The organism is Rhodoferax ferrireducens, assembly GCF_049302455.1.
Classification (GTDB): Bacteria; Pseudomonadota; Gammaproteobacteria; order Burkholderiales; family Burkholderiaceae_C; genus Rhodoferax; species Rhodoferax ferrireducens_B.
Map to the genome: position 1 here is coordinate 44,943 of NZ_JBAQMD010000011.1, position 24,682 is coordinate 69,624.

Below are 24,682 nucleotides of genomic sequence, written 5' to 3' on the forward strand. Positions count from 1 at the left end.
CATCTCAAACTTGAACGGGTTGACCGGAAACCGGTGTCGACGAACGCTGGGCCGGTATCTTGCCGCTCTTGATGTCGTCCAGCCAGAGCGCGTGGTGCTCCTTGGCCCAGCCCTCATCGACATAACCGGTTCGCATGCCTTGGTAGGCATCCTTGGTGCCGATGGTGCCCATGTAGATGTGGCCCAGGAACATGCAGATCATCATCACATTCGACACCGCATGCACCATGAGCGCAATCTGCATATTGCTTCGGTCGTAAGCGACTACGGGCAACAGATGATTCAGGAACAAGCCTGTGACCACCGCGATCAGGCCCAAGACGAACACGCCGCCCCAAAAGGTGAACTTTTCACCGGCATTGAAGCGCCCGGACTTGATTTCCTTCCCGGACAGGATGCCGCCACCCTTGAGCATCCAATTGACATCGCCCTTGGCCGGCAGGTTGTCGCGCATGAAGGTGATGATCACCACCAGCAGCGACACCGCGAACACCGGACCGGCGAAGTTGTGCACGTTTTTTAACAAGTACGTCAGCCAACCGAACAGGCTCAGGCCCATCACCGGCAACAGGAAAAACTTGCCAAACGCCATGATCAGACCCGAAATGGCCAAAATACAGAACGCAATGGCGTTGGTCCAGTGCGCCGCACGCTCGAACGGTGTGAAACGCTCCACCTTGCGGCCGGTGTAGGGCTCATTGACTTTCATGGGACCAATGCGCCAATGAAACAGCGCGATGGCGATCAACACAATCAAGACCAGCGAGCCGCCGTAGGGAATGATCCAGTTGTTGCGCACCTGGCGCCAGGCTTCCCCCGCATTGGTCAGGCGCGAGCCCGGGTACTGCACGAAGGGCTGAATCAGCACACCGGCCTCGGGCGCTTGGGCTTTTGGCAGGCTGCTGTAACCGGTCACACCGGAGCCAACCTGACGCCACATCGGCGCGTTGTTGCCCGGCTGCACCTTGGCGCGCTCACCATTGGTCTGCGTGGCGTAACCGGGCTCCTGGCTGGCGTCGGGTTTCACCTCGAAAATATTCTGGCCCTTGATGGCCCCTGCATCCGCTGGCGCCGCCGGCACGACCGGAACCGGCGCCGCTGGCGTGGGGGCAGGTGTGCTTTGCGCCCCGACAGAGCCCGAGGACAACACCAGTGTCAGCGCAAAAGCAGAGGCAATAGAAAAGATTTTTTTCATCCTGGCCTCCTGCTCAGTTCATGCGCGTGTAGTCGTTTTGGCCGTACTGATTACGCGCCTTCAGGTGCGACTCCCAACTGGCTTTGTCGCCCTGCTTCCAGTCCTGGTTGGCAAACGCCTTGCCGGTGCCGGTGTAGCTTGAGGCATCCTTCTTGCTGCTTTGCAACGCTTGCGGCTTTTCGCCGCAGGCGCTCAAGGCAGCCAGCATGACCATTGCAAACAATATGCGCATCATGATTTCGCTCCTTCAGGGGCGGCAACGCCGGGTTGACCCGCTTGCTTGGAACCGTAAGCCGTGCCCCAGCCCCAGACCTCGGCGCCCTTGCCGCGGTGCAGCACCCGGTTGCGGAAAATGTCAGCGACCACGTCACCGTCCCCTGCGATCAAGGCTTTGGTGGAACACATTTCAGCACACGCCGGCAGCTTGCCTTCGGCCAGCCGGTTGCGGCCATATTTCTCAAACTCAGCCTGGCTGCCATTGGTCTCGGGGCCACCGGCGCAGAAGGTGCATTTGTCCATCTTGCCGCGCACACCAAACGTGCCTTGCGACGGGAATTGCGGAGCACCAAACGGGCACGCATAAGCGCAGTAACCGCAGCCAATGCACACATCCTTGTCGTGCAGCACCACACCCTCATCGGTACGGTAAAAGCAGTTGACCGGGCAGACTGCCATGCAGGGCGCGTCGCTGCAATGCATGCAGGCGACCGAGATGGATTTTTCACCCGGTACGCCGTCATTCAAAGTGACGACCCGGCGCCGGTTCACTCCCCAGGGCACCTCGTGCTCGTTTTTGCAAGCCGTGACGCAACCGTTACACTCAATGCAACGCTCGGCGTCACAAACAAATTTCATACGTGCCATACAAATCTCCTCTAATCAGTTGAGGACAGAGCAAAGTTCACTGCGTGTAACTCTTGGTCTGTCCCGCAAGGCTTCAGGCCCGCTCGACGTTGCAAACGGTGGTTTTGGTTTCCTGCATCATGGTCACGCTGTCGTAGCCATAGGTGGTTGCCGTGTTGATGGCCTCGCCGCGCACGATCGGCGCCGCGCCATTCGGGTAATAGGCCAGCATGTCAGCGCCCTGCCAGCGACCGGAGAAGTGAAACGGCAGGAACACGGTATCGGGCCCGACGCGCTCGGTCACCAGCGCCTGCACATTCATGCGTGCGCCGGTGGGCGTTGACACCCAGGCCCGATCGCCATTGCGAATGCCTTTGTCAGCCGCGACCTTGGGGTTGATCTCGATGAACATCTCCTGCTGCAACTCGGCCAGCCAGGGGTTGGAGCGGGTCTCTTCGCCCCCGCCCTCGTACTCGACCAGGCGGCCCGAGGTCATGATGAACGGGAATTTCTCGTGCACCTTGTCCGCGATATTTTTGTCCTGAATCGTCTTGTACAGCGTGGGCAAACGCCAGAACGCCTTCTTGTCGTCGTGGGTCGGGTACTTGGCCACCAGATCAGGGCGGATACCGTACAGGGGTTCGCGGTGCTGCGGAATCGCATCCGGGAAGTTCCACACCACGGCGCGCGCCTTGGCATTGCCAAACGGATGGCAGCCATGCACCTTCAAGACCACACGCTGGATGCCGCCCGAGAGGTCGGTCTTCCAGTTCTTGCCCTCGGCGGCTGTCTTCTCCGCCTCGGTGAGGTCGTCCCACCAACCCAGCTTCTTCAGCAGCACATGGTCGAACTCGGGGTAACCGGTGGTGATATCGGCGTTCAGGGAATACGAACCGTCCTCGGCCAGCAGGTTGACACCTTCACGCTCGACGCCGAAGTTGGCGCGGAAGTTGCCACCGCCGTCCATCACGTGTTTGGAGGTGTCGTAAAGGTTGGGCGAGCCGGGGTGCTTGAGCGCGGCCGTGCCGTAACAGGGCCAAGGCAAACCAAAGTAGTCACCGGTGAAGTCGTAACCGGTTTCCTTGTCTTTGCCGCCCTTGGCCTTGAGCGTTTTCACGTCAAACAGGTGCATGTTGCGCATGTGGGCTTTGAGGCGCTCCGGGCTCTGGCCGGTGTAGCCGATGGTCCAGACGCCCGCATTGATTTCACGCAGGATGTCTTCCGGCATGGGCTCATCCATGCCATGGACTTTTTGCATCTTGTAGTTCTTGGACAGTTCCTTGCCAAAACCGAGTTTGTCCGCGAACTGCTGCATGATCATGTGGTCGCTGCGGCTCTCCCACAACGGTTCAATGACTCTTTCACGCCACTGCAAGGAGCGATTGGAGGCTGTGACGGAACCACTGGTTTCAAACTGCGTGGCCGCTGGCAGCAAATAGACCGCCCGGTTCGGGTTCAAGTCTTCGGGTTTGCCGGGCATGGCAGCCATCGCTGCCGTGGCCGATGGGTAGGGGTCCACCACCACCAGCAAATCAAGCTTGTCCATGGCGCGCTTCATCTCCAGGCCACGGGTTTGAGAATTGGGCGCATGGCCCCAATAAAACACGCCACGCAGGTTCGAGTCCTGGTCGATCAGCTCGTTTTTCTCCAGCACACCGTCAATCCAGCGCGACACGGTGATGCCGGGCTTGCTCATCATGGCGGGGCTGGCAAACTGCTTTTTGATCCACTCAAAATCAACGCCCCAGACCTTGGCGAAGTGCTTCCAGGAGCCTTCCACAATGCCGTAATAACCGGGCAGTGAATCAGGATTGGGGCCGACATCGGTGGCGCCCTGCACGTTGTCGTGACCGCGGAAGATATTGGTGCCGCCGCCGGACTTGCCGACGTTGCCCAACGCAAGTTGCAAGATACACGAAGCGCGCACCATGGCATTGCCAATGGTGTGCTGGGTTTGGCCCATGCACCAGACCAGCGTGCTGGGGCGGTTGTCGCTCATCATTTTGGCGACGCGCAGCACCTGCTCTTCTTTGACGCCGCAGGCTTCTTCCACCTTGTCAGGCGTCCACTTGGCCATCACTTCCAACTTGACCTTGTCCATGCCATAGACCCGGTCATTGATGTATTTTTTATCTTCCCAGCCGTTGTTGAACACGTGGTACAGCACGCCAAACAGGAAGGGGATGTCGGAGCCGGAACGAATACGCACAAACTCGTCGGCCTTGGCGGCGGTGCGGGTAAAGCGCGGGTCCACCACGATCATCTTGGTACCCGTTTCCTTGGCGTGCAGCATGTGCAGCATGCTCACCGGATGCGCCTCGGCCGCATTCGACCCAATGTACAACGCGCATTTGCTGTTTTGCATGTCGTTGTAAGAGTTGGTCATGGCGCCGTAACCCCAGGTATTGGCCACACCGGCCACCGTGGTCGAGTGGCAAATGCGGGCCTGGTGGTCGCAGTTGTTGGTGCCCCAGAAGCTGACAAACTTGCGCAGCAGGTACGACTGCTCGTTGTTGTGTTTGGAGGAGCCGACAAAGTACACACTGTCCGGGCCACTGGCTTTTTTCAGCTCCAGCATACGGGCACTGATCTCGCTCAAGGCGGTGTCCCAGCTGATGCGCTTGTATTTGCCGTCGACCAGTTTCATCGGGTAGCGCAGGCGGAACTCGCCGTGGCCGTGCTCACGCAAGGCCGCACCCTTGGCACAATGGGCGCCGAGGTTGATGGGGGAATCAAACACCGGCTCCTGCCGCACCCAGACCCCGTTCTCCACCACGGCATCGACCGCGCAACCGACCGAACAATGGGTACACACGGTGCGCTTGATCTCGATCTTGCCTTCACCTAGGGCCACAGCACCTTGCGCTGCATCTGCCTTTTTGACCAGCGTCAGTTGCGAAGCCGCCAGCCCGACGCCCACACCCAGGCCGGAGCGGCGCAAAAAAGCGCGCCGATCCATCGTGGGTAAGGCTTGCGACAAGCCACGGCGCAAACTGTGCACAAATGGGGAACGGGCAACAGGGTCAGATGGCCCGGATTTTCTGGTCAACAACATGGGACTCTCCAAGGTCGGCGTGATTCAGGACTGAATCAGCGCAGGATCGATACGAGGGGGACACTCAGACGCGTGTGGTCTGGTAATACTGCTGGACGTGCGCGCTCAGGGTGTAGCCACCGCCCTTTTCAGGCGCTGGCTTTGGCAACTCGGCCACCGCCGCCGGGGTATTCGTCTTCAACCAGCCAGCCGACGCGACGGCAGCACCGGCCACGGAGGCCGAAAGAAAAAATCCGCGACGGGACGGTTTGGGTTGGCTGTTGGGCATGATGGTCTCCAAGTAACGCTTTTGTTATGCAATTATTTGCATAGCCTATGTAATGAGCTTGAACTTACCATGATCATTCGCAAAATGATACGTTTAACAGACTAGGGAAAACACCAACTCGGTCGCAGAAAATATGAACTGACCACCCCGCATCAGGCCAGCATGTCGAACCCCTGCGTCTCCACTGCCATAAAGGCGCGGGTCAGCTCGGCCAGCGCCGCGTAGAACCGCGCTTTGGGGTGCTGCTGCAGGTCGTCACACAGCGCCAACACCCAGGGCTGCAGGTAGCTTGTAAAGAAGGCGCGCTGGCGCGTCAGGTTGGCCACCGCCACATCGTCGCCGGCAATCAGATAACGCATCACCTCGCACAGGTAGGCGATGTGGTCTTCGGTGTCAAGCATGGCGTCACCGCGCGCCAGCCCCAAGCTGTTCAACTCGGTGCGCAGGCGCGCCAGCGGCTTTTCGTTGAGGAAACCACTCAGAAAATGGGACGCGTACAGGTAGACCTCGGGCTTGCCGACGCCGCCAAACAGGGCGTTGTATTCATCTTGAATCGCGACGTCTGTCATCTCGCGTGCGAGCCCCACCAGGGCGCGCCAGGGTTCTTCCAGAAAAGCCCCAGCCGCCGGCGCCTCGGTCACGGCCAGGCGCAGTTGCGCTATTAATTCAGTAGCTGGAGGCGCATAGTACATAAGGGCTAGAAGCCCATAGAGCTCTGAACGGGCGGTTTCTTCGTCAAGCGCGCTGCTGGGCAGCGTTTCGGGGGTTGGCAACATGGTCAGAGGTCGGTGATTTTGGTTTCGTTGTCGGCTGAATAAATGTCGATGACGCGGCAGTCCGCGCACATTTTCAAGCGGGCAAGCGCCTCGCCCTGGAACATACTGTGGCTGCTCAGCTTGCCAAGCATGGCTTCAATCGCCTTGAGCGTGCCAAACGGTTTGCCGCAGCGCACACAGGCGTAGGGCTGCATCGCGTTGAGCACCACGGCTTCGTTGCGTTGCGGACTCAGGCGCGGCATGAGCGTCAGGGCTTGTTCCGGGCAGGTCTTGACGCACAAGCCGCATTGCACGCAATTTTTCTCAACAAACCGCAGCTCCAGGGCCTGCGGATTGTCTTGCAGGGCGCTGGCCGGGCAGGCGTTGACGCAGCTCAGGCACAAGGTGCAGGCGTCTTTGTTGATGACGAGAGCTCCCAGCGGCGAGCCGGTGGCGGGCAGTGCAACCACGTCGGTTTTAACCGGCGCCTGTTCGATCAAATGGCTGAGCGCCAGCTCCAGCGTGGCACGCTTGTCAGCCTGCACCGCAAAGCCCGCCGTGCGGCCGACCGTCTGCGCCGGGGCCGCCTGCAAGTCGTGGTCAAGCGCTGCCAGGTCACGCGCGTCTTTGACCTGGAGCAGGCGGAAGTGCTCGCCTTGGTAGCCCAGCCCCGACAGAATGGCTTGCGCCACCGCCACCTGGCCCTCGAGTGCCGCACGGTATTGCGGCGCTTCTTCGTCCGTCAACAGCACCCACACCTGCGACGCACCATAACAAACGGCAGACAGCCAGACCTCCAGCCCGAGCGACGAGGTATGCCACAGCGCCAGCGGCAAGACCCGGGCCGGGACGCCATGTGTGCCTGTTTTGCTGGCACGCTCCAACTGCGCGGCGCGCCCCAGATCGCCCAGCAAGCGCGCGCCCGCGCCCTGGCTGTGCAGCAGCAGCGCGGCATTCTTGCCGCCACTGCGGGTGTAGGTCGCCAGCAGGGTCTTGAGCTTGACGCCCTGATCACTGGCGCGGGGGTAGGCAAAGCCCATGGCGCCGGTCGGGCACACCGTGCTGCAGGTGCCGCAACCAATGCACAGGTTCGGGTTGACTTTGATCTGTTGCCGACTGCGGTCGCTTTCAATTGCCGAGGCCGAGCAGACGTCGATGCAGGCGGTGCAACCCGTTTTCTCGTTGCGACTGTGCGCGCACAGCTTGGGTTTGTAGACAAAAAAGCGCGGCTTCTCGAACTCGCCGACCAGGCCGCGCAGCTGCAGCAGGGTCGTGAGGCTCCGACCATCCCAGCGCAAATAACCCTGCGGCAAGGCGTGCTGGCTGAAGGCGGGCGTGGCGCGCAAATCCAGCACCAGGTCAAAAGTCTCGCGTGAGATTTGGGGCTCGCGCTGGAAGTCAATCGCCCCGGCCACCTGGCAAACCTTGACGCAGGCGCGATGTGCCTGGCAGGCGCTCAGGTCAACCTGGTAATCCAGCCCAATGGCATCTTCCGGACAGACCGCCAGACAGGCGTTGCAGCGGGTGCATAAATCCAGATCAATCGGATTGCTGCGCAGCCACTGGAGTTCAAACGCCCCCAGCCAGCCCGTCAAGGACTGGATCTGCCCGCCCAGCACCGGGTAACGCCGCTCCTGCGCCGCGCCCGCGTCGCCTGCGCCTTGCGTGAACAAGGTCACGTCCAGCGCATCACCCAGCAACTCGGCCGCGCGTTCAGCCGCACCCAGCTCACCAATGATCAACAGCCGTCCGGCGCTTTTATAAGTCACCGTGGCCACCGGCTCGGGCTCTGGCAAATGGGCTACCGCCAGCAGTGCGGCAATTTTGGGGCTGGCCAGCGTTGCGTCCCGGCTCCAGCCACCCGTTTCACGGATGTTGACGAAGCGCAGCGGTGCGTAGCCGGAGATCGCACGCGGGGCACCCGCCTGCGTCGCGCTGGCCTGCTCGGCCAGTTCGACGAACAGCCGCTGTTCCTGGGTGCAAGCCACCACCAGGTCCTCGCCGGTCTGCACCGCTTGAAGAAAAGCACCGGCCTCGCGGCGGCACAGGGTGGAGTGAAGCGTCAGGTTTTCATTCAGTGCCGCGCCCAGACTTCTGGCGTCCAGCGGCATGGTTTGGTTGCAGTCGCAAATCAGTGTGGTCATGGTCTGGGCCCGGCGCTTGCGGCGGGTTCTTGGGTGGAGTGGCAACACCGGCGTCAGGCGGCTGGGCCGACTGTGCCACGGAATCGGCGCTGCGGGTATTGGCATCATCCCGTAGTGGCGGGGGGGGAATCTTCTCTTCTTCAAACAGGTTGAGAAATTGGGCGCTGGCCATTTGCCGCAGCATGGACTGCGGCAGGGGGTCAGGTTGGGAATAGTCGTCAATGTAAATATCGAGCCGGTCCATCACGTTGTAATGCGGGTCGGCAAACAGCTTTTTCATGGCCGCGTTGCGCACCTCAGGGGTGACACCACGCGCGACAAAGGGCTTGAAATCAGACTCGGTGGTGAGACGCTGCACATCGTCCAGAGACAGCGGCGCAACTTGGGCCGGGCTGGCTGGCGCGCCTGGCCCGGCAGCACCGCCCTGATTGATCGGGTCGGCGTCTGGCGTGGCTTTGACCGGCGCAGGTTGCGGGCCAAGCGCTGGGGCGCGGGCGTCAGGTGCATCCACCACCACGGGAACCGGCTGGGTAGCTGGTTCGTCAAGCGTCTTGCCCGCCCGCTGGGCCTGCTTGCGCTGCGACCAGCGGCCCAGAAAACCCTCAGCCATGCTCACCCCCCGATTTTTTCTCGGTGCTGACAGACGCGGGTTGGCCGAAGCGGTCGGTCAAGGCGCGAAAGCTCTCGGGCCGTTTGCGGCGCTTGAGCTCCACCACATGGTGTTCATCAACAAACGCCTGCAACCACGCCACCACCAGCGCTGGCGCCGGCACCTGCTCCACCGTCTCCTGTGCGTCCAGCCAGCGGCCGGCGTCGTAATAACTCAGGCTCACCATCTCGGGCTTGGCAATGGGCTCATCGCTGATGCTGGCCTCTTCTTCCATGCGCCACAGCACAAACCAGCCCGGCGTTTGCGTGCTCGCGTTGAGGTGGTAGCCTTCGGCATCGTCTTTGAACAATTCGACCCTGTAGCCCGGATGCAGCCAGCGTTCTTCGCTATCATTTTTATAGAGCAGACGGGGCACGTCCCCAAAACCGGCTTCGTGTGGAACCACCTCCGCCAGCGCCCAGCGCCAAGGCTGCCAGTGGCTCGATGTTCCGGTGGTGCGCTCGCGCCGCATGATGACGGCGACTTCAATAAAGGGACGAAGGGTAGGCATAAGGTTCAGCAATGTAACGGATTGACAGCAGCGCCATGGCGGGCGGGGTTATCCAACGCCAGCCCCACGCCTTCATCACGCGCTGCCGGGCACCTTTGGGGAGGTGACAGTTAGCTTGACCGGACAAGCCATCATGACGCAAGAAGAACGGGCTGTCTTGCTCGCATCTGCGTAGTCGGGTGAATGTTGCCGGTCTGACTGTCCGCAAAGGAACAAGCTGAAATGCCGGTTGAGTGTCATTTGCGCCGGTGATTTGTCGAATGCTGTTTCGTGCAGACTGAACAGAAAAAATGAAGGCCCCAATCAAGGGGCCTTCATTTTTATCTGAATAGACCTTATTTCACGGCTGCTTCGCTGCCTCGCTGCTTGGAGCGACAGGTCTCTTTTGAGTGAACTTGACAGCCGCTTCTGCCAACTTGCGTTTGCGCTCCAAGTTGAGCCTTTCGAGCTCCGCGTGGTTGCTTTTCTTCATGTTGGGGTCTTTACCGAATACGCCTGCCATAGTGATGATTCCTTTGGTTCAGTCTAACCGAAAGCGCGCAGCGAAAGCCGCCACAAACTCATGGCTCAGGCTTTCCACCATGGAGAAACAGTTTCTCATCAACTCTCTTGCCGGCCCGAGCGATTCCTAAGCACTGAACTTGGCGTAATACTGCGCCACAGCCGGGGTCCGGGCAATACGCTGCATATGTGCATTCAGTGCAGGCGCGACCTTTTCCACCAGATCGGCAGGCACATGGTCCAGGCGACCGGAATTAAGTGTGCGTACATCGACAAACACCTTCAGGTCAGCAACAGTGAGACGATTGTCAGCAAAGTATTCACCGCCATGGGCCTGCAACTGGCTTTGCAGCCAGCCAAGGTACACGGGCATGGAGCCATTGACCAGGGCACTGCGAGCTTCCCTTTGGGCATCGCCCGTCATGCGAAAACTCGGACCCATCTTGACGCTGGCTTCTTCCACCACGTACATCACCTCGTCGCACAAAAGCGCCTGATACGCGTCAAAGGGGTACAAACCCGCCAGCTTGCCCGCGTATCGAAGAATCGAATCGCACTGCGTCACCTGCACGCCATCCACCATCAGGGTTGGCACTTGGCCAAAGGGTGTGGACTTGCGCACCTCGGCAAATTCAGCAAACGTAAAGCGGTGGTCTTCAAAGGCAACGCCGCCAATATGCAAGGCCAGACGCACGGGCTCAGCGCGGCCGCCGTGAAAATCGAAATAGGTGAGTTTGAGTTTGGGCATGGTGCTTACCTGAGGTCATGAGGCAGGCCCGCAAAGGGCGATTTGCGGATTCTAGGCGGGTAGAGCTGCGGGTTGTTGGTCGGCCATGCGGCCCGATCTCAACTACCTCAGCCCCCGAGATAAATGATTTTCAGAAACAGCGAGCCAGCATCAATAGGGAGAGTTGCCGTTACCAGACACCGTCATGACACCATTGGTAACAGTGAGCGTGTACGGGCTGTAACCACCTGACCAGAATGACATGTTGAAGGCAGGATTCAATTTGTCCACTTTGACGACCGTGGCAGTTACCCCGGATAAAGCCTGTCCTGCCACACATTGGCCAGGGTAATTTTGCGGCAACACAAAATAAGCAGCGCTCTTGGTCGTCGTCGTCGGGTTTGTGATAAGTTTAGCCACGATCGGAGTCCGGGGGCCACCATCCCCGGAAACCAACAATGCAGCCTCCACGCCGACCCCTATTCCGCGCGCAATGATGTCGCCATAAGGCGTGGCTGACAAGTTCTGGGATACCTTCGGCACGAGAATGCCTCCGCTGCAACCTGACTCGTAATAGGGTCCAATCAGGCGGGATACGAACGTCACCAGGCGACCCATTCGATCACGCTCATCAAGATGCGCATCCAGGATCGTGTTGAACAGCGGCGATGGCGTGATAAAGCCGCCAGCAATGGACGTTGGGCTTGTTGGGTCCAAGGTCTGGGGCGTGGGGTCCAGACTCATGTATTTATTGAAAGGATTGGACAGTGCTTGGTCAGAGGTGACTGTGCCCCTGAGTGCAGCAAAATCAAACTGCCCCAGCACCGCCAAACCTGCACTGGTTCCGCCGATGGGCACTTTCTTGTTTATCAGTGACTGAAGCGTCCAGTCGAGCTGGGTATTTTTCCAATACTTGATGTAATCACTTTGATCGCCACCCGCGATGAATACGACGTCCGCCCTGGCCACAATCTGATTGACCGTTGGGTCGTTCGCGGCTTTAACACTGGGGATCACCAAGGTCTCGACTGAACTGAGTCCCAAATAACCGCCACCGACCCAGCCGTCCTGATTCACGGGTGGAAGCGTTGAAGTTCCGCCGTTGGCATCGCTGTAGTAGATGTAGGGGTTATAAGCTTCAGTTCCCCTGGCACGGATGATCACGAAGCGCCCGCCCGTGCCTGGCTTGATGCCTGCGCGTTGAATCAGCCACTGAAATGCTTGGTCAACGTCCGGTCCCCCGCCCATGAGCACATAAGATGGCGTTGCTGCCCGGTCTGACGACACAATGACGGGTGTTTTTGCTGGTTCACCCACGAAAAAGTAGCTGTACGGCAGTTTGCCGGCCGCCACCCCCGTGCTGAGAGCAGCGGAAAAAAAGAGACCCGCCACTGTCTTGATGCTAGCGCCCACGATGGAACGCAACTCTTTTAAAGCTTTCATCTTTAAACCCTTTCACAGAACTAATTCCAGTTTCTGCTTCTATGGGGACTGACTGTATGCAAAACATCAACAAATGCATGATTTTCTCGAACTCATTCAAGTGACCGTCATTCGCAACGATCAAGATTCTTGCGTAGCGCTGGATACGAACGTGGCGGTCAGTTGCGCACCAGGGGTGCCATCCGCCGCTAGCCGCAAGCATCGAGGCGACATGCGTTTCGCGCTCACCGGCCCGGCACCGGAAGTCCGCGAAAAATCAGCGCACTGAATCGCCCACCGTGCGGCTTTGCCTCAGCTGGCGGGCGTGATGCACACCGCGCAGTATTTGAATTCTGGAATTTTGCCGAACGGGTCGAGCGCCGCATTGGTCAGCAAATTGGCCGCCGCCTCGCGGTAGGCAAAAGGCATGAACACGGTGCCATCAGGGGTGCCGTCATCGCGGCGCAAACACACCGTCACCGCACCGCGGCGCGAGCGCAAACTGACCATCGCACCAGCCACCACACCCAGGCGCTCCAGCTCACGGCCATTAACCGAGGCGGTGGCAACCGGCTCCAGTGCGTCCAGCACCGTTGAGCGCCGCGTCATGCTGCCGGTGTGCCAGTGCTCCAGCTGGCGCCCGGTAATCAGCACCAGCGGGTAGTCCGCATCCGGTTTTTCGTCGGCCGGGATCAGCAGGGTCGGCACCAGATGGGCACGGCCATCAGGGGTAGGAAAGTGGTCGATGAACACGGTGGGCTGGCCAGGATCATCGGCGCTCAAACAAGGGTAGGTCACACTGCCCTCGCGCTGCAGGCGTTCCCAGGTGATGCCGCCGATGGCCGTGTGCATGGCCTGGCGCATTTCTTCATAAACGGAAGCCACGCCGCTGTGCTCACCGGGGTAATCCCAACTCAAACCCATGCGCTGTGCCATCTGCTGAATGATCCAGAGATCGGGTTTGGCATTGCCCGGCGGATCGATCGCCTGCCGGCCCAACTGCAGCATGCGATCGGTGTTGCTGACCGTGCCGGTCTTCTCGGGCCAGGCGCCGGCGGGCAACACCACATCGGCCAGCCAGGCCGTCTCGGTCATGAAAATATCCTGCACCACCAGATGCGACAACGATGCCAGCGCGTGGCGCGCGTGGTTCAGGTCGGGGTCGCTCATGGCCGGGTTCTCGCCCATGATGTACATGCCGCGCACCTTGTGCGGATCACTCTCGGGTGCCAGCGCCTTGTGCATGATTTCCACCACGGTGTAGCCGGGCTGGTCGTCCAGCTTGGTGTTCCAAAATTTCTCAAACCAGGTGTGCGCGGCTTTGTCGGTGACGTGCTGGTAGTTGGGAAACATCATGGGGATCAGGCCGGCATCGCTGGCGCCCTGCACATTGTTCTGGCCACGCAGCGGATGCAGGCCGGAGCCCGGCTTACCAATCTGGCCGGTCACCATGCACAGCGCGATCAGGCTGCGCACGTTGTCGGTGCCGTGCACATGCTGGCTGACGCCCATGCCCCAGAAAATCATGGCCGATCTGGCTTTGGCATAGGCCCGCGCCACTTCACGAATGGTGGCCGCGGGTATGCCGCACAGCGGCGCCATGGCCTGCGGGCTGAAGGCGCGCACACTCTCGCGCACGGCCTCAAAATTGGACACGCGTGCCGCGATAAAAGCGGTGTCGGCCAGGCCTTCTTCAATGATGGTGTGGATCATGGCGTTGATCAGCGCCACGTCGGTGTCGGCCTTGAACTGCAGCTTGCGCCACGCATATTTGTCCAGGTCCGTGCCACGCGGGTCGGCCGTGACGATCTTCAAGCCGCGCTTGGCCGCATTTTTCATCCAGGTCGCGGCCACCGGGTGGTTGCCCGCGGTGTTGGAGCCAATCACCAGAATCAGCTCGGCCTGGTCCACATCATTGACCTGGTTGCTCACGGCACCCGAGCCAATGCCTTCGAGCAGCGCCGCCACACTGGAGGCGTGGCACAGGCGCGTGCAGTGGTCCACATTGTTGGAGCCAAAGCCGGTGCGTACCAGTTTCTGGAACAGGTAGGCTTCTTCGTTGCTGCCCTTGGCCGAGCCAAAGCCGGCCAGTGCTTTCTTGCCATGGGTATCGCGCAAGCCTTTGAGCGTGGCGCCCGCGAGGTCCAGCGCCTCGTCCCAGCTCGCTTCGCGAAACACGCTGGCCCAGTCCGCCGGATCGCGCGTCACGGCCATGTCTTTGGGCACGTCAGCACGCCGGATCAGCGGTTGCGTGAGCCGGTGCGGGTGGTGCACATAGTCGAAACCGAAACGGCCTTTGACGCACAGGCGGTCGTGGTTGGCCGGCCCGTCGCGGCCGTCGACCGCGACAATTTTGTTGTCCCGGACCTTGTAAGTCAGCAGGCAGCCGACGCCGCAGAAGGGGCAGACCGAGTCCACGGTTTTGTCCACCGCCTGCGATCCCATCTGCGTCTTGGGCATCAGCGCGCCCGTGGGGCAGGCCTGCACGCATTCGCCGCAGGCCACGCAGCTGCTGTCGCCCATGGCGTCGTTGAGGTCAAACACAATCTGGCTCTGCGCGCCACGATGGGCATAGCCGATGACGTCGTTCACCTGCACCTCGCGGCAGGCGCGCACGCAGCGGGTGCATTGAATGCAGGCATCGAGGTTGACCGCCATCGCCGGATGCGACAGGTCCGTTGCCGGTTGCGCACGGCGCAAAGCCTGGAGTTCGGGACGCACGGTGACACCCAGGCGTGACGCCCAGTCGCTGAGTTCACCGTGCCGGCCGACCGGGGCGTCGACAGGCTCTGCCCGAACGGGATTCCGATCATCCTGAGCTTGGCGAAGGGTCCACTTGTGCCCCACATCAGGCATGTCCGACAGCAGCAACTCCAGCACCATCTTGCGGCTCTTCACCGCGCGTTCGCTGTTGGCCTGCACCTCCATACCCGCCGTCACAGTTCGGCGGCAACTCGGCGCCAGGGTGCGCTCACCCTTGATCTCCACGACACAGGCGCGGCAGTTGCCGTCGGCACGCAAGCCGTCCTTGTGGCAAAGATGGGGAATGTCGACGCCATGACGCTGCGCCGCCTTGAGGATGGTTTCCCCCTCAAAAGCCTGCAGGGTCTGCTGGTCGAGCTTGAACGCAAGGGTTGGCGGCTGGACTTCAGCCGGTTTGGCGGACGCCTTCATTCAAACGATCTCCTGGGGAAAGTATTTCTGCACACAACGCACCGCATTGGGCGCTGCCTGGCCCAGGCCGCAAATGGACGCCTCTGCCATCACCACATTCAAGTCCTCCAGCGTGGCGTTGTCCCACACCGGTGCTTCCATCAGGCGCGCGGCCTTGGCGGTGCCGACCCGGCACGGGGTGCACTGGCCACAACTCTCAGCGGCAAAAAAACGCATGGCATTGAGCGCTGCATCACGCGCCCGGTCGAATTGGCTGAGCACAATCACCGCGGCTGAGCCAATAAAACAGCCATAGGGCTGAAGGGTGTCGAAGTCGAGCGGAATAGTGTTCAGGCTGGCCGGCAGAATGCCGCCCGAGGCACCACCGGGCAGGTAGGCGTAAAGCGTGTGCCCGTCCAGCATGCCGCCGCAGTATTCGTCAATCAGCTCCTGCACCGTGATGCCTGCCGGCGCCAGCTTGACACCGGGCAGCCGGACGCGCCCGCTGACGCTGAACGAGCGCAAGCCGTGACGCCCATGGCGGCCAAAACTGTTGAACCACTGCGGGCCCTTTTCAACGATGTCACGCACCCAATAGAGCGTCTCAAAGTTGTGGACCAGCGTCGGTTTGCCAAACAGGCCCAGCTGCGCAACATAGGGCGGGCGCAGGCGCGGCTGGCCGCGTTGGCCTTCGATACTCTCGATCATGGCGGACTCTTCACCACAGATGTAGGCACCCGCGCCACGGCGCAGTTCGATGTAGGGCAGCGGACAGGGCGGATCGGCCTGCAGGGCCTCGATCTCTTGCGTCAACATCTTGCGCGCGTCGTGGTATTCGTCGCGCAGGTAGATGTAGCAGGCCTCGGTGCCCGCCACTTGGGCGGCGATCAGCATGCCTTCCAAAAAGCGATGCGGATCGCGCTCCAGGTAGCTGCGGTCTTTGAAAGTGCCGGGTTCACCTTCGTCGATGTTGACGGCCATGACACGCGGCGCGTTTTGTTCGCGCACGATGCGCCATTTGCGTCCGGCCGGAAAACCGGCACCGCCCAAGCCGCGCAGGCCCGCGTCTTCCAGGGCCGCAATCACGCCCTCCGCCGGCTCTTCACCATTCACCACGGCGGCCGCCAGCGCGTAACCAGCGTGCTGCCGGTAGGTTTCGAACGCTATTAAATTACTAGCATAGTGTGCAGTAAATACGGGGGCTAGAGCCCTATTTTGTATATATTCCGGTTTGTCCGGCAAGGCCGCCTGGGCCGCTTCCAGCACCGAAGCCGTCGTTGCATTCGGAACCGCCCGTTGCCCCACCAGCACGGCCGGCGCCTGCTCACAACGCCCCAGGCACGGTGCGGCCATCACACGCACCGACGCCCCCAGCAACCCCGGCAGCCGCGCCAGCAGATCATCGGACCGCGCCATCGCGCAGCTCAGGCTGTCGCAGACCCGCACGGTCAGCGCCGCAGGGCTCTGGCCGTCGCGCATCACCTCGAAGTGGTGGTAGAAGGTGGCCACCTCAAACACCTCTGCCATGGGCAGTTTCATGTCGCTGGCCAGCGCCACCAGATGGCGCTCGAACAGGCCACGGTAGCGATCATTGAGCAAGTGCAGATGCTCGATCAACAGGTCGCTGCGATGGCCGCCAGGCGGCGGCACGCCAATCAGTGCGCGCAGTTCCTGCAGCGAGACATCGTCGGGCTGGCGGCCTTTGAGCTTTGACAGCCGTTGTGCCGTCCGGCGCAATTGATCCGGCGTCGCCAGGACCCTCGGCGAAGCGGGTGCAGTAATGGGTAAAGTGGGCATGGCCGACAAACTAACCGACTTGGCAACGAATGGCAAGCCCGGTTTGCAGCCGTTGACGCCAAGCTGCCGGTGAGGGTGACCGGACCTTCGTGAGCAGGCCCTGACTACCCTTTTGGCCCGCGCTTATCTTCCTCACGTTGGGGCCCATCGCGACCCTTTCCCTTGTCATTGGGCCTGCTGGCGGCAGGTGTTGGTTTTTGGCTACGCGGCTCCGCCTGGGGTGCCGGTTGGCTCTGTGGTGGCGGTGGTTTCGGCGCAGCCACCGGCGGACGAGGCTCAAGCTGCCGGGCGGCAGGGGCGGGTGCGGCTTTCGCCGGTTGCTGGATGGCCGGTGCCGGTGGAACAACTTGAGCAGGCGGGACCAGCTTGGGCGGCACGGGCCGTTGCGACGGCGCCTGTGTCACCGGTGCTGCTGGAGCGACCGGCGGCGGGACCGGCTTTGACTCGGGCGCGCGCTGCACTGGTGCAGGCGACGCAGGCACGATGGGCTGTGCGCGCTGCTGGTCGTTTTCACGCTGTTGCGCCCGGCCACGCGGCCCGGTCTTGGGTTCGGCCTGGATTTGTGGAGGCGGGGCCAGCTTGGGCGGCACGGGCCGTTGCGGTGTTGCCTGCGGCACCGGAGCCGATGGAGCGAGCTGCGGCTGGACGGGCTTTGGCTCAACCGCACGTTGCAGTGGCGGGGGCGGCGCCTTCGGTGGCGTCACCTGCGCAGGGGCAAGCACTTTGACAACGGACCTGGGCGCATCCGCTGCCGGTTTCAGGGTCTTGCGCGCAGCGTCTTCAAGTGGCTTGCCGGGCTTCAAAGTCAGTTGCTGCTGTTGCGCCGCGAATCCGACGTGTGCCGCCGGTGGCGCGCTGCGGGCGACGACGGGGCGCTCGAACACGCGGGCTGGCGGCTTGTCGGCGGGCACCGCGGCACCATGCACGCTGCGCTCGGTCGGTGCGACGCGCGGGCTGACTGCCACCGCTGCGCGGGCAACCGTTTCCCGGTTGACGCGGACCGCCGCCCGGGACACCGGCTGCGACTGCACAAACGTGGTTGTCGGCACGGCGACCACGGCGCCCGGCACCTGCCGGTTCACGTAGACAACTTTGGTCACGTTCGTTATGTTGTAGGTGTTGTTGATCACCGTGTTGTTGATCACCGTGTTGCTGCGGTTGACGTTCTCGAAATAGCCGCGGCTGACCGGATAGGACGGTCGAAAGACCTCGCGCGGCGCCAGCGGGAACCACGCCACACCACCGACGTTGCCGCTGGATATCGTCAAGCGGAAGTTGTCGCCACCCACGAACACCACCAGTGCCGGGGCGTAGTAGGCGGTGCTGCGCACGGGACCTGGTACCCAGCCCCATGTGCCACGCAGATTTGCCCAACGGCCGTAATGGGACACTGCAAAGCCCCAGGGCGCGTCGTCGACCCAGGTCCAGCCCCAAGGGTCGATCCAGGTCCAGTGCCCGTCGCGGTAAGGCGCCCAGTCAGCGGCTACGCGATTCGGAATCCAGACGTTACCGTAGGTCGCATCAACACGCCAGCTGCCGTTCGCGTCGAGATCCTGGTAGCCGACCACGTCACGCGACACATAGCGCGCCGAAACCGAGTTGTCGAAAGCGCGATCACGATCAGCGGCCCAGCGATCGAATTCGTCCAGGCGCGGCTCGTCCAGATACTCGTACTCGCCCAAATCGGTTCCCCGGAAGCGATAGGCTTGCCGCGAATCAACCAGATAGGCGGCGCCTTCTCCAAGCGCCTCACCCTGGCCTTGGCGCACGATGATGTCGGTCGCATTGCCGTCGGGGTCCACCGCAATGCGGTAGCTGCCGGGCTGGCGCAGCGTAAAGGCGAGATTGGGCGTGTCGACTTCGAACACCTGGTTGGGCGCCAGGCGGCGTACCCGAACGTTCAAGGTCCCCTGCGTCAATTGCAGTTGGGTGATTTGGTCATCCAGATTGAGCACGGAAACGCTGGTGTTGGCGTTCATGCGAATCACCGCGCCGCCCGCCTGGACTTCGGCCCGCGCGCCCGCATCCGTCCAGAGCCGGTCGCCGTTGGTCAGCGGCCGATTGACCGTGGCCTGGACCCAATCGTTCTCGCCCGCCGGTGAGAAACTGACCGCGCCGGCGGTGTAGCCCAGACGTGCCACGCGCGAGGGCGGGTCAGCGCTGGCCGCACCACTGAAGACGAAAAACGCGGCACCGACAACGAAGCCGAGCACCCGAAAACCAAGAGACTGCTTTTGCATGGCTTTTCCTTCCAAGAACTAGCTGTCTGAATCGATAGCTACACCGCTATAACGCGGCGCACGCCCGATTCGACACTGTCCATTACGCTTTGTTGCAATAACGATGAACAGCATGCAGTCCGCATCGCTGTGCGTCTGTTCGGTAACGCACATGCCGGCAACACGCCGGGCGGCACCGGCGTATGACCCCTCCTGTTGAGCTCTACTCAGGTATTTTTCGAAATCTTGATGGACGGGAACTTGGAAGAAAAGTCCTTGTTCTTGGCCGCAATCGACACCGCCACCTTGCGCGCCACCGCCTTGTAAATGCCGGCGACCTCGCCTTCGGGGTCGGACACCACGGTTGGCTTGCCACTGTCGGCCTGCACACGAATTTGCATGGTGAGCGGCAAGGCACCCAGGTAATCCATGCCGTACTCAGCCGCCATTTTCTTGCCGCCATCGGCGCCAAAAATATGCTCCACGTGACCGCAGTTGCTGCACACATGCACGGCCATGTTTTCCACAATGCCCAAAATCGGCACGCCGACTTTCTCGAACATCTTGATGCCTTTTTTGGCATCCATGAGCGCAATGTCCTGCGGCGTGGTGACGATCACCGCGCCGGTCATGGGCACGCGCTGGCTGAGGGTCAACTGAATGTCGCCGGTGCCGGGGGGCATGTCGACAATCAAATAGTCCAGATCGCGCCAGTTGGTTTGCCGCAGCAACTGCTCCAGCGCTTGCGTGGCCATCGGGCCGCGCCAGATCATGGCCTCGTCTTGTGCCACCAGAAAACCGATCGACATGACCTGCACGCCATAGTTCTCCAGCGGCTCCATGGTTTGCCCGTCTTCACTCTCGGGGCGGCCTTCAATGCCCATCATCATGGGAATGCTGGGGCCGTAAATGTCAGCGTCGAGCAGGCCCACGCTGGCGCCCTCGGCGGCCAGGGCCAGGGCCAGATTGACCGCCGTCGTGCTCTTGCCGACGCCACCCTTGCCGGAGGCCACCGCCACGATGTTCTTGACTTTTGGCAACAGCTGCACGCCGCGCTGCACCGCATGCGCCGCAATTTTCATGGTCACGTTGACCGAAACGTTGTTGACACCGGCCACCCCTTTGGCCACCGCGATCAACGCCTTGCGAATACCAGGAATCTGGCTTTTGGCCGGGTAGCCCAGCTCCACGTCAAACGCCACATCACCGTCGGTGAGGGTCAAATTCTTGATGCACTTGGAGGCGACAAAATCGGCTCCGGTATTGGGATCGAGCACGCTCTTGAGCGCATCCATCAGCGTCTGTTCTGTCAAATTCATTAATTTTCTCCTGAGGCGGGTAGTCTACCGAAGACTGTTTTGACCTTGTCTGGCTGGGCGAATTCGGGTTAACCCCCGCCGGATGCGCGACCCCACCGGCTGATAATCTTGACGTGCCCAACCTCCCCCCGTTGCCTGCAACCACTGGCCTTGTGCTGAGCGGCGGCGGCGCGCGCGCGGCCTATCAGGTCGGCGTGCTGGAGGCCATTGCCGACATCAGAAAAGCGGCCGGCGTGACCGGGCGCACCAATCCGTTTCCCATCATCACCGGCACCTCGGCCGGCGCCGTCAATGCCGCGGCACTGGCCTGCGGCGCGGATGATTTCGACACCACGGTGCGCCTCATCGCCGAGGTCTGGAGGAACATTCATGCCGAGCAGATCTACCGGTCCGACTCCTTCAGCATGCTGCGTTCAGGCGCCACCTTGATGGGCTTGCTGGCACTGGGCTGGGCGGTCGCCAGATGGCGTCACAAAAAGCCCCGCTCCTTGCTGGACAACTCGCCTCTTGTCGATTTTCTTGACCAATTGGTCCCGCTGGAGCGCCTGCCCGCACTCATTCGCATGGGCCACCTGCAGGCACTGGCGGTCACGGCATCAAGCTACAGCTCGGGCGAGCACATCACTTTTTTTCAGGGTGAGCAGCGGCTCATGCCCTGGGAGCGCTCGCAGCGGCGCGCGGTGCGCGACCGCATCACGCATGCCCACCTGCTGGCGTCGTCGGCCATTCCCTTTGTGTTTCCGGCCACACCTTTGCAAATTGACGGGCTGACCCACTATTTTGGGGACGGCTCCATGCGCCAGTCGGCGCCCGTGGCGGCGGCGATCCACCTGGGCGCGAGCCGCATTCTGGTGATTGGCGCCGGACGTATGCATGAACCCAGGAACGAGGCCTATCTGCACACCTCCAGCAGTTACCCGTCGTTGGCGCAGATCGCTGGCCACACCCTGTCCAACATCTTTCTGGACGCGCTGGCGGTGGACGTGGAGCGCATGCGCCGCATCAACCAGACCCTGTCGCTGGTGCCGCCCGAGGCGCGCTGCGGCAGTGCGCTGCGGCCGCTGGAGTTGTTGATGATTGAACCGTCGCAGCGGCTCGACACGATTGCCTCCCGCCACATTGCCGAATTGCCACCGGCGGTACGCACCATGCTGGGCGGCGTCGGCGTGTCAAGCAGCCCGGAAGATATCAAAGGCGGCGCACTGGCGAGTTATCTTCTGTTTGAGGGCGGCTACACCCGCGAATTGATGGCGCTGGGCCACGCCGACGCCATGCGGCAGCGCGTCGAGGTGTGCACTTTTTTTGGCTGGGTCGCGCCGGCGACCGCTGACCAGCGCGGCGAACTGCCTGACAAACCAGTTGTCGAGCGCCGGCTGGACCCTTTGCGTTTGCGCTGACCGCCCATTGACGGGCAGGGGTTTGCGCGCAAGGCTGGCGGGGCCAACGGCCAAGGTGCCTCAAAAAGAACTAAACCCTGTGTACGCAAGCGTACAGACGATTTCTTGACGGTTGCCTAACATTTAGCTTGCGAGTCACAAGGTGGCTCACAAGCGTTGAAATTTGTTTAACCACTCTGGGAACCCATCATGATTAACAAGAATCAAGTCAAAGGCACAGTCAAAGACATCGCAGGCAAAGTCCAGGAGGAAGCCGGCAAACTGGTCGGCAACAAGGAGCAACAAGCCAAGGGCCTGCAAAAGCAGGTCGAAGGCAAGGCAGAAAAGCGGCTCGGCGATGTCAAGGAAATTGTCAAAGATGCCAAAGAAGCGGTCAAGGATGCCGTTCACAAGCGTTGAACGGGGGTGGTGAGCGGCTTTTAGCTGCGACACCGCCAGGCGTAGCAGCCTCAGCTACAAGTTTGAAACAAGTGGCCCTGGCACGGGCGGGCTGTGTAGTGAGGACCGCAGCCGACTAAAATCAGCGGCTGTCTTTGAAAGCCCCGCTCCATGCCACGCCAACTCTTCGTCACCACCGCCCTGCCCTATGCCAATGGCAATTTCCACATTGGCCACATCATGGAGTACATCCAGGCCGACATCTGGGTGCGCTACCAGCGGATGATGGGCAACGCGGTGCATTTTGTCTGCGCCGACGACTGCCACGGCGCGCCGATCATGATTGCCGCTGAAAAGGTCGGTAAGACACCGCAGCAGTTTGTGGCCGACATTGCCAGCGGGCGCAAACCGTATCTGGACGGTTTCCATATTGGTTTTGACAACTGGCATTCCACCGACGGCGCGGAAAACCACGAACTGGCGCAGGCGATATACCGTGATCTCAAAGCCGCCGGCTTGATCAGCACACGCGTCATCGCCCAATTTTTCGACACCGAGAAGAACATGTTTTTGCCGGACCGCTTCATCAAGGGCGAATGTCCCAAGTGCGGCGCCAAAGACCAGTATGGCGACAACTGCGAAGAATGCGGCGCGGTGTACAGCCCGACCGAGTTGAAGAACCCGTACTCGGCCTTGAGTGGTGTCACCCCTGTGCTACGCGATTCGGAACATTACTTTTTCAAATTGTCGGACCCGCGGTGTGTTGAATTTCTGGAGCAGTGGACGACGGACACCAACCCGCGCGGTCAGTCGCGCCTGCAAGCCGAGGTCTACAACAAGATCAAGGAATGGCTGCTGCCCGATGCCGAGGGCAAGCGTGACCTGGGCGACTGGGACATCAGCCGCGACGCGCCCTACTTTGGCATCGAAATTCCCGATGCACCGGGCAAATATTTCTACGTCTGGCTGGATGCACCCATCGGTTACCTGGCTTCGCTGAAGAACCGTTTTATCAAGCTGGCCGGCGACGCAACAACGGGCGCGCGGCATTACGACGACTTCATGGCCGACCCGGCGACCGAGCAGTACCACTTCATCGGCAAGGACATCATCACTTTCCACACCCTGTTCTGGCCCGCGATGCTGCATTTCAGCGGCCGCAAAACGCCCAACGCGGTGTTTGTGCACGGCTTTTTGACGGTCAACAGCGAAAAAATGAGCAAGAGCCGCGGCACCGGCCTGGACCCGCTCAAGTACCTGAGCCTGGGCATGAACCCGGAGTGGCTGCGCTACTACCTGGCGACCAAACTGACGGCACGCAACGAGGACGTGGAGTTCAGCCCGGAAGATTTCATGGCGCGGGTCAACAGCGACCTGGTCGGCAAATACATCAACATCGCCTCACGCGCAGCCGGCTTTATTGCCAAGCGTTTTGGCGGCCAGTTGGGCGTCATTTCAGACGACGGGGCGGCGCTGCTGAAACAGATTCAGATTGAGCGCACCAGCATCGAGCAACTTTATGAGGCACGCGAATTTGCCAAGGCCTTGCGCGAGACCATGCTGCTGGCCGATCGGGTGAATGAATATGTGGATGCCAACAAGCCCTGGGAACTGGCCAAGCAAACCGGCATGGAGGCACGCCTGCACGATGTCTGCACGGTCTGCATCGAAGCCTTCCGGGCACTCACAGCCTACCTCAAGCCGGTGCTGCCCACGCTGGCGGCGCAGGTGGAAAATTTCCTGAATATCGAGCCGCTCACCTTTGCCAGCGTCAGTCAGACGCTGGGTGCGGTCCACCGCATTGGCGACTACAAGCACCTGATGCAACGCGTCGATGTCAAGCAACTTGAAGCATTATTTGAGGCTCCAGCCCCCGTGGAACCTGAATGTGTTGCTACTAAATCAATAGCACAAGGCGGCGAAGACATGGCCCCGGTGATCAGCATGGACGACTTCAGCAAGATCGACTTGCGTATTGCCAGGATCGTCAATTGCGAGGCGGTTAGTGGCTCCACCAAGCTCCTGCGCCTGACTTTGGATGTGGGCGAAGCCAACACCCGCAACGTCTTCAGCGGCATCGCGGGCAGCTACCAACCCGAGCAGCTGATCGGCAAACTCACCGTCATGGTGGCCAACCTGGCGCCGCGCAAAATGAAGTTCGGTGTCAGCGACGGCATGGTGCTGGCCGCCAGCCATGCCGACGAAAAAGCCAACCCCGGCATTTATATCCTGGAGCCGTTTGCCGGGGCCCTTGCGGGCATGCGGGTGCGTTGACGGGCGTAGAATCGCGCTCCTCATGGGCACGCTCCATTCCTTGAATTCACCGCGGTTAATGTCACCGCTCTCCAA

The 24,682-nt window shown here is 61.2% G+C and carries 20 protein-coding genes; 4 read left to right on the top strand and 16 right to left on the bottom strand.

The annotated features are described in order from the left end of the window. Positions 1-4 precede the first annotated feature (4 nt). The 12 genes from WA157_RS01435 to WA157_RS01490 all read right to left on the bottom strand — a co-directional run bounded on the left by WA157_RS01435 (position 5) and on the right by WA157_RS01490 (position 12,091). Positions 5-1,195 (bottom strand): formate dehydrogenase subunit gamma, encoded by a 1,191-nt coding sequence (locus tag WA157_RS01435; protein WP_422619252.1) that lies wholly within the window; start codon positions 1,193-1,195, stop codon positions 5-7. A 13-nt stretch (positions 1,196-1,208) separates the two neighbouring features. Continuing rightward, positions 1,209-1,430, bottom strand: a complete 222-nt coding sequence (locus WA157_RS01440; protein WP_422619253.1) for a hypothetical protein — start codon at positions 1,428-1,430, stop codon at positions 1,209-1,211. Beyond that, positions 1,427-2,059, bottom strand: coding sequence for a formate dehydrogenase FDH3 subunit beta (fdh3B, locus tag WA157_RS01445; RefSeq protein WP_422619254.1), 633 nt, complete (start codon positions 2,057-2,059; stop codon positions 1,427-1,429). Before fdh3B ends, WA157_RS01440 begins: the two co-directional genes overlap by 4 nt. Before the next feature lie 73 nt (positions 2,060-2,132). Continuing rightward, on the bottom strand, positions 2,133-5,093 hold the full coding sequence (locus WA157_RS01450) for a formate dehydrogenase subunit alpha (RefSeq protein WP_422619255.1): 2,961 nt from the start codon (positions 5,091-5,093) through the stop codon (positions 2,133-2,135). Between the two features lie 64 nt (positions 5,094-5,157). Beyond that, on the bottom strand, positions 5,158-5,361 hold the full coding sequence (locus WA157_RS01455) for a formate dehydrogenase (protein ID WP_422619256.1): 204 nt from the start codon (positions 5,359-5,361) through the stop codon (positions 5,158-5,160). A gap of 152 nt (positions 5,362-5,513) precedes the next feature. After that, positions 5,514-6,137, bottom strand: coding sequence for a TorD/DmsD family molecular chaperone (locus WA157_RS01460; protein ID WP_422619257.1), 624 nt, complete (start codon positions 6,135-6,137; stop codon positions 5,514-5,516). Positions 6,138-6,139: 2 nt separating this feature from the next. After that, a complete protein-coding gene (locus WA157_RS01465; protein ID WP_422619283.1) occupies positions 6,140-8,227 on the bottom strand; it encodes a 4Fe-4S binding protein in 2,088 nt (695 codons plus the stop codon). Continuing rightward, complete coding sequence (locus tag WA157_RS01470; RefSeq protein ID WP_422619258.1) at positions 8,187-8,870, bottom strand: DUF3306 domain-containing protein; 684 nt, start codon at positions 8,868-8,870, stop codon at positions 8,187-8,189. The genes WA157_RS01465 and WA157_RS01470 overlap by 41 nt, the downstream gene beginning before the upstream one ends. Continuing rightward, positions 8,863-9,420, bottom strand: a complete 558-nt coding sequence (locus WA157_RS01475; RefSeq protein ID WP_422619259.1) for a DUF3305 domain-containing protein — start codon at positions 9,418-9,420, stop codon at positions 8,863-8,865. The genes WA157_RS01470 and WA157_RS01475 overlap by 8 nt, the downstream gene beginning before the upstream one ends. Positions 9,421-9,760: 340 nt before the next feature. Further along, a complete protein-coding gene (locus WA157_RS01480; RefSeq protein ID WP_422619260.1) occupies positions 9,761-9,922 on the bottom strand; it encodes a hypothetical protein in 162 nt (53 codons plus the stop codon). Positions 9,923-10,048: 126 nt separating this feature from the next. Continuing rightward, positions 10,049-10,669 carry a glutathione S-transferase gene (locus tag WA157_RS01485; RefSeq protein WP_422619261.1) on the bottom strand — a complete coding sequence of 207 codons (621 nt, stop codon included), beginning with the start codon at positions 10,667-10,669 and terminating at the stop codon, positions 10,049-10,051. Positions 10,670-10,819: 150 nt separating this feature from the next. After that, positions 10,820-12,091 (bottom strand): cyanophycinase, encoded by a 1,272-nt coding sequence (locus tag WA157_RS01490; protein WP_422619262.1) that lies wholly within the window; start codon positions 12,089-12,091, stop codon positions 10,820-10,822. Between the two features lie 73 nt (positions 12,092-12,164). Here WA157_RS01490 and WA157_RS01495 point away from each other — a divergent pair, with 73 nt between their 5' ends. Further along, positions 12,165-12,359 (top strand): hypothetical protein, encoded by a 195-nt coding sequence (locus WA157_RS01495; protein WP_422619263.1) that lies wholly within the window; start codon positions 12,165-12,167, stop codon positions 12,357-12,359. A 23-nt stretch (positions 12,360-12,382) separates the two neighbouring features. Here WA157_RS01495 and fdhF read toward each other — a convergent pair whose 3' ends face one another. The 4 genes from fdhF to apbC form a co-directional block, all read right to left on the bottom strand. Next, positions 12,383-15,244, bottom strand: coding sequence for a formate dehydrogenase subunit alpha (gene fdhF, locus WA157_RS01500; protein ID WP_422619264.1), 2,862 nt, complete (start codon positions 15,242-15,244; stop codon positions 12,383-12,385). Beyond that, positions 15,245-17,020 (bottom strand): NADH-ubiquinone oxidoreductase-F iron-sulfur binding region domain-containing protein, encoded by a 1,776-nt coding sequence (locus WA157_RS01505; RefSeq protein ID WP_422619265.1) that lies wholly within the window; start codon positions 17,018-17,020, stop codon positions 15,245-15,247. It abuts the gene before it with no gap. Positions 17,021-17,124: 104 nt separating this feature from the next. Continuing rightward, a complete protein-coding gene (locus WA157_RS01510) occupies positions 17,125-19,260 on the bottom strand; it encodes a DUF6600 domain-containing protein (protein WP_422619266.1) in 2,136 nt (711 codons plus the stop codon). Positions 19,261-19,466: 206 nt separating this feature from the next. Continuing rightward, the gene (apbC, locus tag WA157_RS01515; protein WP_422619267.1) at positions 19,467-20,558 is read right to left on the bottom strand and encodes an iron-sulfur cluster carrier protein ApbC; all 1,092 of its coding nucleotides are present in this window, start codon (positions 20,556-20,558) and stop codon (positions 19,467-19,469) included. Positions 20,559-20,671: 113 nt separating this feature from the next. Between apbC and WA157_RS01520 the strand changes: the two genes are divergently transcribed. The 3 genes from WA157_RS01520 (at position 20,672) to metG (ending at position 24,607) form a co-directional block, all read left to right on the top strand. Further along, the gene (locus tag WA157_RS01520) at positions 20,672-21,955 is read left to right on the top strand and encodes a patatin-like phospholipase family protein (RefSeq protein ID WP_422619268.1); all 1,284 of its coding nucleotides are present in this window, start codon (positions 20,672-20,674) and stop codon (positions 21,953-21,955) included. A 192-nt stretch (positions 21,956-22,147) separates the two neighbouring features. Further along, complete coding sequence (locus tag WA157_RS01525; protein ID WP_422619284.1) at positions 22,148-22,354, top strand: CsbD family protein; 207 nt, start codon at positions 22,148-22,150, stop codon at positions 22,352-22,354. 150 nt (positions 22,355-22,504) lie between these two features. Next, positions 22,505-24,607, top strand: coding sequence for a methionine--tRNA ligase (gene metG / locus WA157_RS01530; RefSeq protein ID WP_422619269.1), 2,103 nt, complete (start codon positions 22,505-22,507; stop codon positions 24,605-24,607). The last annotated feature ends 75 nt before the right edge of the window (positions 24,608-24,682 follow it).

What these genes read in the sequence shown, in the direction of transcription:
- WA157_RS01435 (WP_422619252.1), bottom strand. Translation starts at nt 1,195, where the DNA reads ATGAAAAAAATCTTTTCTATTGCCTCTGCTTTTGCGCTGACACTGGTG.
- WA157_RS01440 (WP_422619253.1), bottom strand. Translation starts at nt 1,430, where the DNA reads ATGATGCGCATATTGTTTGCAATGGTCATGCTGGCTGCCTTGAGCGCC.
- fdh3B (WP_422619254.1), bottom strand. Translation starts at nt 2,059, where the DNA reads ATGGCACGTATGAAATTTGTTTGTGACGCCGAGCGTTGCATTGAGTGT.
- WA157_RS01450 (WP_422619255.1), bottom strand. Translation starts at nt 5,093, where the DNA reads ATGTTGTTGACCAGAAAATCCGGGCCATCTGACCCTGTTGCCCGTTCC.
- WA157_RS01455 (WP_422619256.1), bottom strand. Translation starts at nt 5,361, where the DNA reads ATGCCCAACAGCCAACCCAAACCGTCCCGTCGCGGATTTTTTCTTTCG.
- WA157_RS01460 (WP_422619257.1), bottom strand. Translation starts at nt 6,137, where the DNA reads ATGTTGCCAACCCCCGAAACGCTGCCCAGCAGCGCGCTTGACGAAGAA.
- WA157_RS01465 (WP_422619283.1), bottom strand. Translation starts at nt 8,227, where the DNA reads ATGCCGCTGGACGCCAGAAGTCTGGGCGCGGCACTGAATGAAAACCTG.
- WA157_RS01470 (WP_422619258.1), bottom strand. Translation starts at nt 8,870, where the DNA reads ATGGCTGAGGGTTTTCTGGGCCGCTGGTCGCAGCGCAAGCAGGCCCAG.
- WA157_RS01475 (WP_422619259.1), bottom strand. Translation starts at nt 9,420, where the DNA reads ATGCCTACCCTTCGTCCCTTTATTGAAGTCGCCGTCATCATGCGGCGC.
- WA157_RS01480 (WP_422619260.1), bottom strand. Translation starts at nt 9,922, where the DNA reads ATGGCAGGCGTATTCGGTAAAGACCCCAACATGAAGAAAAGCAACCAC.
- WA157_RS01485 (WP_422619261.1), bottom strand. Translation starts at nt 10,669, where the DNA reads ATGCCCAAACTCAAACTCACCTATTTCGATTTTCACGGCGGCCGCGCT.
- WA157_RS01490 (WP_422619262.1), bottom strand. Translation starts at nt 12,091, where the DNA reads ATGAAAGCTTTAAAAGAGTTGCGTTCCATCGTGGGCGCTAGCATCAAG.
- WA157_RS01495 (WP_422619263.1), top strand. Translation starts at nt 12,165, where the DNA reads ATGCATGATTTTCTCGAACTCATTCAAGTGACCGTCATTCGCAACGAT.
- fdhF (WP_422619264.1), bottom strand. Translation starts at nt 15,244, where the DNA reads ATGAAGGCGTCCGCCAAACCGGCTGAAGTCCAGCCGCCAACCCTTGCG.
- WA157_RS01505 (WP_422619265.1), bottom strand. Translation starts at nt 17,020, where the DNA reads ATGCCCACTTTACCCATTACTGCACCCGCTTCGCCGAGGGTCCTGGCG.
- WA157_RS01510 (WP_422619266.1), bottom strand. Translation starts at nt 19,260, where the DNA reads ATGCAAAAGCAGTCTCTTGGTTTTCGGGTGCTCGGCTTCGTTGTCGGT.
- apbC (WP_422619267.1), bottom strand. Translation starts at nt 20,558, where the DNA reads ATGAATTTGACAGAACAGACGCTGATGGATGCGCTCAAGAGCGTGCTC.
- metG (WP_422619269.1), top strand. Translation starts at nt 22,505, where the DNA reads ATGCCACGCCAACTCTTCGTCACCACCGCCCTGCCCTATGCCAATGGC.